General features: G+C 72.4%; 10 protein-coding genes. 4 read left to right on the plus strand and 6 right to left on the minus strand.

Annotated elements, in window-relative coordinates; all coding sequences use genetic code 11:
* From AOK23_RS04760 to AOK23_RS04775, 4 genes are all read right to left on the minus strand, one after another.
* Positions 1-2096 (minus strand): MMPL family transporter (locus AOK23_RS04760; RefSeq protein ID WP_055711484.1); only part of this gene is annotated, 2096 nt, incomplete at its 3' end.
* Between the two features lie 165 nt (positions 2097-2261).
* Positions 2262-2795, minus strand: a complete 534-nt coding sequence (locus AOK23_RS04765) for a hypothetical protein (RefSeq protein ID WP_055711485.1) — start codon at positions 2793-2795, stop codon at positions 2262-2264.
* The gene (locus AOK23_RS04770; protein ID WP_055711486.1) at positions 2788-3162 is read right to left on the minus strand and encodes a MazG-like family protein; all 375 of its coding nucleotides are present in this window, start codon (positions 3160-3162) and stop codon (positions 2788-2790) included. The genes AOK23_RS04765 and AOK23_RS04770 overlap by 8 nt, the downstream gene beginning before the upstream one ends.
* A gap of 36 nt (positions 3163-3198) precedes the next feature.
* Positions 3199-3744 carry a DoxX family membrane protein gene (locus AOK23_RS04775; RefSeq protein ID WP_055711487.1) on the minus strand — a complete coding sequence of 182 codons (546 nt, stop codon included), beginning with the start codon at positions 3742-3744 and terminating at the stop codon, positions 3199-3201.
* Positions 3745-3810: 66 nt separating this feature from the next.
* On the opposite strand from AOK23_RS04775, the gene AOK23_RS51345 reads away from it, so the two are divergent.
* From AOK23_RS51345 to AOK23_RS04785, 3 genes are all read left to right on the plus strand, one after another.
* Positions 3811-3939 (plus strand): hypothetical protein, encoded by a 129-nt coding sequence (locus AOK23_RS51345; protein ID WP_276205713.1) that lies wholly within the window; start codon positions 3811-3813, stop codon positions 3937-3939.
* 11 nt (positions 3940-3950) lie between these two features.
* On the plus strand, positions 3951-4277 hold the full coding sequence (locus tag AOK23_RS04780) for a nuclear transport factor 2-like protein (protein ID WP_055711492.1): 327 nt from the start codon (positions 3951-3953) through the stop codon (positions 4275-4277).
* Between the two features lie 65 nt (positions 4278-4342).
* Positions 4343-5338: an aldo/keto reductase gene (locus AOK23_RS04785; RefSeq protein ID WP_055711488.1), complete on the plus strand. Its 996-nt coding sequence runs from the start codon at positions 4343-4345 to the stop codon at positions 5336-5338.
* A gap of 371 nt (positions 5339-5709) precedes the next feature.
* Here the strand turns inward: AOK23_RS04785 and AOK23_RS04790 are convergent, their stop codons facing one another.
* Positions 5710-6462, minus strand: a complete 753-nt coding sequence (locus AOK23_RS04790; protein ID WP_055711489.1) for an SDR family oxidoreductase — start codon at positions 6460-6462, stop codon at positions 5710-5712.
* Between the two features lie 160 nt (positions 6463-6622).
* Between AOK23_RS04790 and AOK23_RS04795 the strand changes: the two genes are divergently transcribed.
* Positions 6623-8284, plus strand: a complete 1662-nt coding sequence (locus AOK23_RS04795) for an alkaline phosphatase D family protein (protein ID WP_055711490.1) — start codon at positions 6623-6625, stop codon at positions 8282-8284.
* On the opposite strand, the gene AOK23_RS04800 is transcribed toward AOK23_RS04795, so the two are convergent.
* The gene (locus AOK23_RS04800; protein WP_055711491.1) at positions 8271-9308 is read right to left on the minus strand and encodes a Gfo/Idh/MocA family protein; all 1038 of its coding nucleotides are present in this window, start codon (positions 9306-9308) and stop codon (positions 8271-8273) included. The two genes, AOK23_RS04795 and AOK23_RS04800, sit on opposite strands and share 14 nt — an antisense overlap.
* Positions 9309-9531: the final 223 nt, after the last annotated feature.

A 9531-nucleotide genomic window follows, 5' to 3' on the forward strand; every position in this document is an offset into this window, starting at 1 on the left:
CACTTCGGCAGCCACCAGGCCCGGTCGCCGAGCAGCGCGAGCACGGCCGGCACGATCGCCATCCGCACGACGAACGCGTCGAACAGGACCGCCGAGGCCAGCCCGAAGCCGATCATCTTGATCATGGAGTCGCTCTCGCCGATGAACCCGGCGAACACCGCGATCATGATCAGGGCAGCCGCCACGACCACCCGGGCGCTGTGCCGGAACCCGCTGGTGATCGCCTCGTCGGGCCGGTCCCCGTGGACGTACGCCTCCCGCATCCGGGAGACGAGGAACACCTCGTAGTCCATGGCGAGACCGAAGACGATGCCCACCAGGAAGATCGGCATCAGGCTCATGATCGGACCGGTCTGCTCCACGCCGAGCAGCTCCGCGCCGTGGCCCTGCTGGAAGACCAGGACGACCACGCCGAGGGAGGCGAGCACCGACAGCAGGAAGCCGAGGGCGGCCTTCACCGGGACGAGCAGCGAGCGGAAGACGACGAGCAGCAGCAGGACGGCGAGGCCGACCACGACCAGCAGATAGGGGACCAGCGCCGACTGCACCTTGTCGGAGATGTCGATGTTCAGGGCGGTGGTGCCGGTGACCTCGTAGGTCGCGCCCGTCCTCGACTCGATGCCGGGCCGCTCGTCCCGGATGACCGTCACCAGGTCCTTGGTCTTCTCGTCGGTCGGCGCGGTGGCGGGCACGGCGGAGAAGACGGCGGTGTCGCCTGCCTCGTTGAACCGTGCGGGGGAGACGGACACGATGCCCTCGGTGGCGCCGATGTCCTTCGCGACGGTCTCGGCGGCGCCCTTGGCGTCGCCGGCACCCCGGGCGTCCACGACGATCGTCAGCGGCCCGTTGAAGCCGGGCCCGAAGCCTTCGGCGAGCGCGTCGTAGGCGCGGCGCTCGGTGGTGGAGGTCGGCTTGGCCTCGTCGCCGGGCATGCCCAGCTGGAGGTCGGCCATCGGTACGGCGAGCGCGCCGAGACCTATGACGCCGAGGAGCAGGACGGGCACGGGCCGGCGCAGCACGAACCGGGACCAGCGCGTGCCGCCGTTGTCGCCGCTCTCCTCCAGTCGGCCGCTCTTGCGGGCTTTGCGGGCCAGCACCGCGTTCGGCCAGAACCCGAGGACGGCCGGGACCAGGGTCAGCGCGATCAGCACGGCGACGCCGACCGCTCCGGCGGCGGCCAGACCCATCTTCGTCAGCATCGGGATGCCGACCACGGCCAGTCCGGCCAGCGCGATGACGACGGTGAGCCCGGCGAACACGACCGCCGATCCGGCGGTGCCGGTGGCGAGGGCGGTCGCCTCCTCGGGCGTACGGCCCTTGGCGCGCTCCTCGCGGTAGCGGGAGACGACGAACAGGGCGTAGTCGATGCCGACCGCGAGGCCCAGCATCATCGCGAGGGTGCCGGTGGTGGTGGACAGGCCCAGCGCGTCGGACAGGGCGAGGATGGTGGCCATGCTGATACCGACGCCGACCAGCGCGGTCAGCAGCGGCAGGCCGGCCGCGGCGAGCGAGCCGAAGGTCACCAGCAGGACGACGGCGGCGATGGCGACGCCGATCACCTCGGCCGCACCGCCCGCGCCGCCCTGCTCGGAGACCGCGTCGCCGCCCGCCTCGACGGTCAGCCCGGCGTCCTGGGCCTGGTGCAGGGCGTTCTCCAGGTGGGTCCTGCTGGCGTCGGAGAGTTCGTTGGCCCCGACCTTGTAGGTGACGGTCGCGTACGCCGTCGAGCCGTCCTGGCTGACGGCCCGCGCCCGGAACGGGTCGACGGCGTTCGCGACCTGCGAGCCGTCGGCCAGGTCGGCCACGGTCTCCTCGATCGCCTTCTTGTTCCCGGCGGCGGTGACCTTCTCGCCGCCCGGCGCGACGAACACGACCCGGGCGGTGGCGCCGTCGGCGGTCATGCCGGGGAAGCGCTCCTCCAGCAGGTCGAACGCCTTCTGGGACTCGATGCCCGGCATGGAGAACTCCTCGTCGGAGGCTCCGGGGGCCTTGACGGCGCCGAAACCGACGGCACCGAGGACCGCCACCCACACGAGGGTGACGTACCAGCGTTTACGGAAGGCCAGCCGGCCCAGCCGATAGAGGAAGGTTGCCATGGGGCGCAGGTCTCCACGTCAGATGTCTGGGGTACCCGCACAGACTCCCGTTCCGAGGCCCTCCGGGTCGTCGTGCGGCTGCCGACAATCCCGGGTACTCGAATCGCAGTACGACCCGGTCGCCGGGTCACCCCCCGGTATGAGCGTGCGGAGCCCGCGCCGCTCTCACATGGCGTGCAGGGTGTCGCGCGACGCCTTGATGAAGTCCTTCAGGGCCTGCCAGAACGGCCGGTAGCAGGCGTCGAAACGGGCGACCGCGTCCGCGTCGCCCTCGATCATCGCTTCCATCGCCTTGTAGAACGGGTTCGTCGACCGCCGTACGGCGTTGGCGAGCTCCGCGACCTCGTCCGGGCCCTCCAGCGACACGATCCACGTACGGTGCCGCAGCGCCGCGTACTCCTCCCGCTGCCGGTCCCGCAACGCCCGCAGCTCCTCCACCTGCCGGGGCCCGAGCCCGCCGTCGGTGGCGCGGACGACGTCCGACACCTTCCAGTGCACGTCGCTCAGTCGCTGCGCCTGCTCGATGAAGTCCGCGTACGCCGCCCGCCGCGCCTCCCTGAGCCGCTCCACCCGCTGGGCGCTCGTGGTGGTGTCCGCCTGGATCCGGGCGGCCCGTGCCGTGCCCCGGCTCGTCACCCAGCTCGCGACCACGGCGGTACCGGCCGTGAGGGCGGCGATCCAGAACGCGTCGTCAGCCACGGCGGGCGTCCAGGGAGCGTTCCGCGACCCCGGCCAGATGGGCGGCGAGGACCGCGCGGGCGTCCGGGGCGAGGGTGCGCAGCGCCACCATCGCCGTGATGATCACATCGCACAGCTCGGCCCGCACGTCGTCCCAGGTGTGGGTGGTGCCCTTGCGCGGGTTGGACCCGGTGACACCGATCACCGCCTCGGCGACCTCGCCGACCTCCTCCTGGAGCTTCAGCAGCCGCAGCAGCAACAGCTCACGGCCGTCGTGCACACGGCTCGACTCCAGCCAGGAGTACAGCAGTTCCACGGACGGCCAGGGGTCGCCGGGGGCGTCGCTGGACTGCCGGGGGTCGCCGGGGGCGTCGCTCCGCTCGCTCATGGGCGCAGCTTGTCACGCCCGTACCGAGCGGGGAGGTCACTCCTCGAACAACGGCTCCTGCTCGCCCTCCTTCTGCCGCCGCACCCGCTTGGTCCGGGCCCCGATCACCAGCGCCGTGGTGGCGGCCGTGAACGCGAGCGCCGACGGCACCATCCAGCCCCGGTCGACGACATGGCGGAACGCGTGGTCGAGGGAGAGCCTGCCGGGACCGGCGATCGCGAGTCCCGCGGCGGCCAGGCCCAGGGTGGCGGCGTACTCGTAGCCGCCGCTCGCGTTGAAGAAGCCGTTGGGGGTGTGGACGGCGGCGGCGCCCGCCATCGCGCCGGCCGCGGCGGCACCGGCGGCGGGGGTCGCGAGACCGAGGGCGAGCAGGGTGCCGCCACCCGTCTCGGCCAGCCCCGAGGCGGTGGCGCTCGCCTTGCCCGGCGCGTACCCCACCGACTCCATGAAGGCGCCGGTCCCCTCGATGCCGTGCCCGCCGAACCAGCCGAACAGCTTCTGCGTCCCGTGCGCGGCGAGGACCCCGCCCGTGCCCAGGCGGAGGAGCAGCAGGCCCAGATCACGTCGGTCGAATGTGGTCACGGTGACTCCCGGAACGGACGGTGGCGATCGGACGGTTTCCCCTCCCGCGTATCCACCGTCGCACCGATGACACGCCTCGGGGCCGCCCGCGCGGCCGTTCGAGTGGCGGGCCCGGAACGCGCCGTCGCCGACGCCGGTCCCACCGCGGCCACTCCGCCGGGCGCCTCCGGTGGCGGGCGCGTATCGGCGGTGTGAGGCTGACCGGCATGACGATCGCACCCGCCAGACTCAGTGATCCGACCGTCCGCGCCTTCGTCAACGCCGTGAACGCGCAGGACCGCGACGCCTTCATGGCCCTCCTCGCCGACGACGCGACCATGTCGGACGACGGCTCCGACCGCGACCTCGCGGACTGGACCGACCGGGAGATCTTCTCCTCCCACGGCCACATGGAGGTCCAGCGCGAGTCCGACGGCGGCCGCTCCCTGGTCGCCAACTACCGCAACGACACCTGGGGCGAGATGCGCACCGCCTGGCGTTTCACGGTCTCGGACGACGGCAGGATCTCCCACTTCGAGACCGGCCAGGCCTGACCCCGCCGGACTTTTCCCGCGATGGCTTGCCTTCGCGTGCGCTCCAACTCCTACCGTCCTCGGGCATGGAGACGAACACGTACACGAGGTCCCTCGGCCGCAGCGGCATCCAGGTCAGCGCACTCGGCTTCGGCTGCTGGGCCATCGGCGGCGAGTGGCAGTCCGCCGACGGGCAGCCGCTCGGCTGGGGCAGGGTCGACGACGAGGAGTCCGTACGGGCCGTGCGCCGGGCCCTGGACCTCGGCGTCACCTTCTTCGACACGGCCGACGTGTACGGGGCCGGCCACAGCGAACGCGTCCTCGGCCGCGCTCTCGGCCGGCGCCGCGGGGACGTCGTCGTGGCCACCAAGTGGGGCAACGTCTTCGACGAGCGCACCCGCACCCTCACCGGCCAGGACGACGCCCCGGCCCACGCCCGCCGCGCCCTCACCGCCTCCCTCGACCGCCTCGGCACGGACCACGTCGACCTGTACCAGCTCCACCTGTCCGACGCCGACCCCGAGCGGGCGGCCGAACTCCGCGACCTGTGCGAGGAGTTCGTTCGCGAGGGCCTGATCCGGGCGTACGCGTGGAGCACCGACGACCCCGACCGGGCCGCCGTGTTCGCGAAGGGCGCGCACTGCACGGCCGTCCAGCACCGGCTGAACATCCTCCAGGACGCTCCCGAACTCCTCGCCCTGTGCGAGGAGTCGAACCTGGCGAGCGTCAACCGCAGCCCCCTCGCCATGGGCCTGCTCACCGGCAAGCACACACCGGGGCGCTCCCTGGCGGCCGGTGACATCCGCAGCACCCCGCCCGCCTGGCTGCCGGGCTTCACCGCGGACAGCGGGGCGGACCCCGAGTGGCTCGGCCGGGTCGAGGCGCTGCGGGAGATCCTCACCAGCGAGGGCCGGACGCTCGCGCAGGGCGCCCTCGCCTGGATCTGGGCCCGCAGCCCGCGAACCGTGCCCATCCCCGGCTTCCGCTCGGTCGCCCAGGCCGAGGAGAACGCCGGTGCCCTCGCCAAGGGGCCGCTCACCGCGGACCAACTGGCCGAGGTCGACCGGGTCCTGGGGCGCTGAGCCGCCCGTACAGGCGGCGGTCGGCGGGTTTCCGGCGCCGAGACGGAGAGCCGGGGCCGGGGCCCGATGCCGGGGCCCGAGGCCGGGGCCGGGAGTCGCCCGCGGCGGGAGGGCGGTATGGCGGGGCAGCCGTCCCGTGCCCCGGTGCACACCTCGCGGTCCCACGCGAGGTCCGCCCCCTTCCGGAGCGCGGGACGGCTGCCCCATCCCCCCTCGGTGTGGTGATGGAAGCCGTCTCCTCCAACTGTGAAGCCGAGATGTGAAGCTCCGGTGGAGGAGTGATGAGCATATGACTCCCACGTGCTCGAATGGCCCGGAGTGGCAGCTTCCGTTTGTGCAGGTTGAGTCCTGGACCAGTGGCCCGGCAGGGCTCAGCCGCGCCCCACGTACGGCATCGTCGTCGCCATCACCGTCGCGAACTGCACATTCGCCTCCAGCGGCAGCTCCGCCATGTGCCGCACGGTGCGGGCCACATCGGCGACATCCATCACGGGTTCGGCCATGAGCTGCCCGTTCGCCTGCGGAACCCCGCGGCTCATCCGCTCGGTCATGTCGGTCGCCGCGTTGCCGATGTCGATCTGCCCGACCGCGATGCCGTACGGCCGGCCGTCGAGCGACAGCGACTTGGTCAGGCCCGTCAGCGCGTGCTTGGTCGCCGTGTAGGCCACCGAGTGCGGACGGGGCGTGTGCGCCGAGATGGAGCCGTTGTTGATGATCCGGCCGCCCTGCGGGTCCTGCTCCTTCATCTGCCGGTACGCCGCCTGCGCGCACAGGAATGCACCGTTGAGGTTGGTGTCCACCACATGCCGCCAGGCCGCGTAGTCCAGCTCCTCCACCGGCACCCCGCCCGGCCCGAACGTCCCCGCGTTGTTGAACAGCAGGTCCAGCCGCCCGAACCGCTCCCGCACGGCGGAGTAGAGGGTCGCCACCTCCTCCGGCCGTGACACGTCCGTGGGGACGCACAGGGCCTCCCGCGCCCCGCCCGCCGTCTCGACGAGCCTCTCCTCCCGCCGCCCCGCGAGCGCCACCGACCACCCGGCGCCGAGCAGCTCCAGGGCCACGGCACGCCCGATACCGGAGCCCGCACCCGTCACGATCGCGATCTTCGTTCCCTCGGTCCTCATGGGCTCGCAGCGTAGGGGAGACGGCGCGGCGGACCGGGCAGGAGAGGGCCGGACATATGGAACTCATGCGTCCGCCACCTGGCTGTTGTGTACGGGACAGAAGATCGTCGAACCTGGCCACTCCAATGCACATGGACAACTACCTTCAGGAGAAGGCCAGATGACCCACGCAGCCCACAGGGCGACCCAGCCGCACTCGTCCCACTCACCGGAACTGCGTGCCGCCGCACGCCACTTCGACCGTCGTCGCTTTCTCACCCTCACCGGCGCCGCCGCCGCGCTGGCCCTCGCCACCAACCTCCCCACGGCGGGCGCCGCGGCCGCCGCCGAACTGGACCCGCGCCACATCACCGAGAACCCCTTCACCCTCGGCGTGGCCTCCGGCGACCCGCTGCCCACCTCCGTGCTCCTGTGGACCCGGCTCGCCCCCAAGCCGTACGAGCCCGACGGAGGTCTGCCCGTCGAACGCGTCGTCGTCCGCTGGGAGATCGCCCGCGACGAGGACTTCCGACGCGTCGTCAGACGCGGTGCCACCATCGCCCACCCCGAGTTCCACCACACCGTCCACGTCGAGGTCCGCTACCTCGACCCCGGCCGCGAGTACTACTACCGCTTCCGCGCCGGCTCCTGGATCAGCGACACCGGCCGCACCCGCACCGCCCCCGGACGCGGCCATCTGTCCGGCGCCTCGGGACTCTCCTTCGCGGCCGTCTCCTGCCAGCGGTACGACCAGGGCTACTACACCGCCTACCGGCACCTCGCGAACGAGGACATCGATGTCGTCCTCCACCTCGGGGACTACCTCTACGAGTACGCCGTGAACGCCGCCGGCGGCGCCCGCAACTACACCGACCGCGTCCTGCCCGCCCACTTCAACCACGAGACCGTCACCCTGGAGGACTACCGGCTGCGGTACGCCCTCTACAAGACCGACCCCGACCTCCAGGCCGCCCACCGCGCGCACCCCTTCGTCGTCACCTGGGACGACCACGAGACCGAGAACAACTACGCCGGCGACAACGACGAGCACGACAGCCCGCCCGAGGAGTTCCTGCTGCGCCGCGCCGCCGCCTACCGCGCCTACTGGGAGAACCAGCCGCTGCGCCGCCGACAGCGGCCCGACGGCCCCGACATGCGGCTCTACCGCCGCTTCTCCTGGGGCCGCCTCGCCCAGTTCGACATCCTCGACACCCGCCAGTACCGCGACAACCAGGCCCAGGGCGACGGCTGGCAGATACCCGGCCCGGAGTCCGCCGACCCGGCGCGCTCCATCACGGGCGACGAGCAGGAGCAGTGGCTGCTGGACGGCTGGGCCGACTCCGACGCGATCTGGAACGTCGTCCCCCAGCAGGTCACCTTCTCCCAGCGCCGCAACGCCGTCGGCGAGAACTACAAGGTCTCGATGGACTCCTGGGACGGCTACCGGGCCTCCCGCGAACGCGTCCTCGCCGGAGCGGAGGACGCCGGCATCGAGAACCTGATGGTCCTCACCGGCGACGTCCATGTCGGCTACGCCTTCGACATCAAGCGCGACTTCGACGACCGCTCCTCGCGCACCGTCGGCGCGGAACTCGTCGCCACCTCCGTCAGCAGCGGCGGCAACGGCTCCGACAAGCCCGCCAACTGGGACACCTACATGACCGCCAACCCGCACATGCGGTTCTACAACGGCCGCCGCGGCTATCTGACGGTCTCCCTCGGCAGGACGCAGGCCCGCGCCGACTTCCACGCCCTGCCGTACGTGACCACGCCGGACGCGGGCCTCACCACGGTCGCCTCGTTCGCGATGGAGGCGGGCAACCCCGGCCTCACGCCGGTGTAGCCACCAGATCGCCGTCTCGCCGGCCGTCCTCGCCGGGGTAGCGGACGCCGACGCGTTCCCGGATCGCGTCGAGCGTCCGCATCACGGCGAGGGTGCCGTCCAGCGGGACCAGCGGGGACTCGGTTTCCCCCGTGCGCAGGGCCCGCATCACCTCGGTGGCCTCGTGCCGGAAGCTGTTGCGGGGGCCGTCGGCCGGGGCCGCGGCGAAGGTCTGCGGCTCACGGCCGTCGCGGTGCAGCACGAAGTGGTCCGGGAAGAAGAAGCCGTTCGGGATGTCGATACGGCCCTGCGAGCCGGTGACCGACGCCGAGGTGGCCGTACCGCCGACGATGGAGCAGTGCACCGAAGCGATGGCACCGCTCTCCCAGGAGAGCAGTGCTCCGGTCTGGAGATCGACGCCCTCGTCCGAGAGCACCGCTCTCCCCGTGACGTCCGAGGGCTCCCCGAGCAGCAGCTGCGCGAACGAGACCGGGTACACCCCGAGGTCCAGCAGCGCGCCCCCGCCCTGCGCCGGGTCCCGCAGCCGGTGCGACGGCGGGAACGGCCCCGCCAGCCCGAAGTCCGCCTGCACGGTCCGCACGTCACCGATCGCACCGTCCCGCACCATCTCCGCGAGCCGCCGGACCAGCGGATTGCAGTACATCCACATGGCCTCCATCAGGAACCGCCCGCGCCCCCGCGCCAGCGCGACCAGCTCCTCGGCCTCCCGCACGTTCAGCGTGAACGGCTTCTCGCACAGCACGCCCCGGCCCGCCTCCAGGCACATCCCGGCGGCGACCCGGTGCGCCGAGTGAGGCGTGGCGACGTACACCACGTCGACGTCCTCGTCCTCGGCGAGCGCGCGCCACTCGCCGTACGCCCGCGGTATCCCGAACCGTTCGGCGAACGCCTTCGCGGACTGCTCGCTGCGTGACGCGACCGCCACGACCTCGGCGTCCGGCAGATCGACGAGATCGGCCGTGAAGCTCGCGGCGATCCCTCCGGTCGCCAGAATCCCCCACCGCACCCGTCCGTCCTGCGCCATCGCCACCCCTGTCCTCGGGCCCCGGGGCGCGGTGGTGACCCCGCCCATGTCGTACGAGCTGAGAGCATAGGTGGCGGACCGAACAGACAGGGAGGGGCACATGCCCGAGGGGCACATACCGGGCTCGGCGGCGGCCGAGTCGAACACGGTGGGGGCGGCCGGGCACCCGGAGCCGGGCACGGCGGCGGCGACCGGACCGGCGCGGGGGCGGCCCGCGGCGGTC

Origin of the sequence: Streptomyces torulosus (genome assembly GCF_001419765.1) — a bacterium.
Taxonomy (GTDB): Bacteria; Actinomycetota; Actinomycetes; order Streptomycetales; family Streptomycetaceae; genus Streptomyces; species Streptomyces torulosus.

Excerpts from the sequence above, each read along its gene's own strand:
- AOK23_RS04770 (WP_055711486.1), bottom strand. The coding sequence starts at position 3,162 with ATGAGCGAGCGGAGCGACGCCCCCGGCGACCCCCGGCAGTCCAGCGAC.
- AOK23_RS51345 (WP_276205713.1), top strand. The coding sequence starts at position 3,811 with ATGACACGCCTCGGGGCCGCCCGCGCGGCCGTTCGAGTGGCGGGCCCG.
- AOK23_RS04780 (WP_055711492.1), top strand. The coding sequence starts at position 3,951 with ATGACGATCGCACCCGCCAGACTCAGTGATCCGACCGTCCGCGCCTTC.
- AOK23_RS04785 (WP_055711488.1), top strand. The coding sequence starts at position 4,343 with ATGGAGACGAACACGTACACGAGGTCCCTCGGCCGCAGCGGCATCCAG.
- AOK23_RS04790 (WP_055711489.1), bottom strand. The coding sequence starts at position 6,462 with ATGAGGACCGAGGGAACGAAGATCGCGATCGTGACGGGTGCGGGCTCC.
- AOK23_RS04795 (WP_055711490.1), top strand. The coding sequence starts at position 6,623 with ATGACCCACGCAGCCCACAGGGCGACCCAGCCGCACTCGTCCCACTCA.
- AOK23_RS04800 (WP_055711491.1), bottom strand. The coding sequence starts at position 9,308 with ATGGCGCAGGACGGACGGGTGCGGTGGGGGATTCTGGCGACCGGAGGG.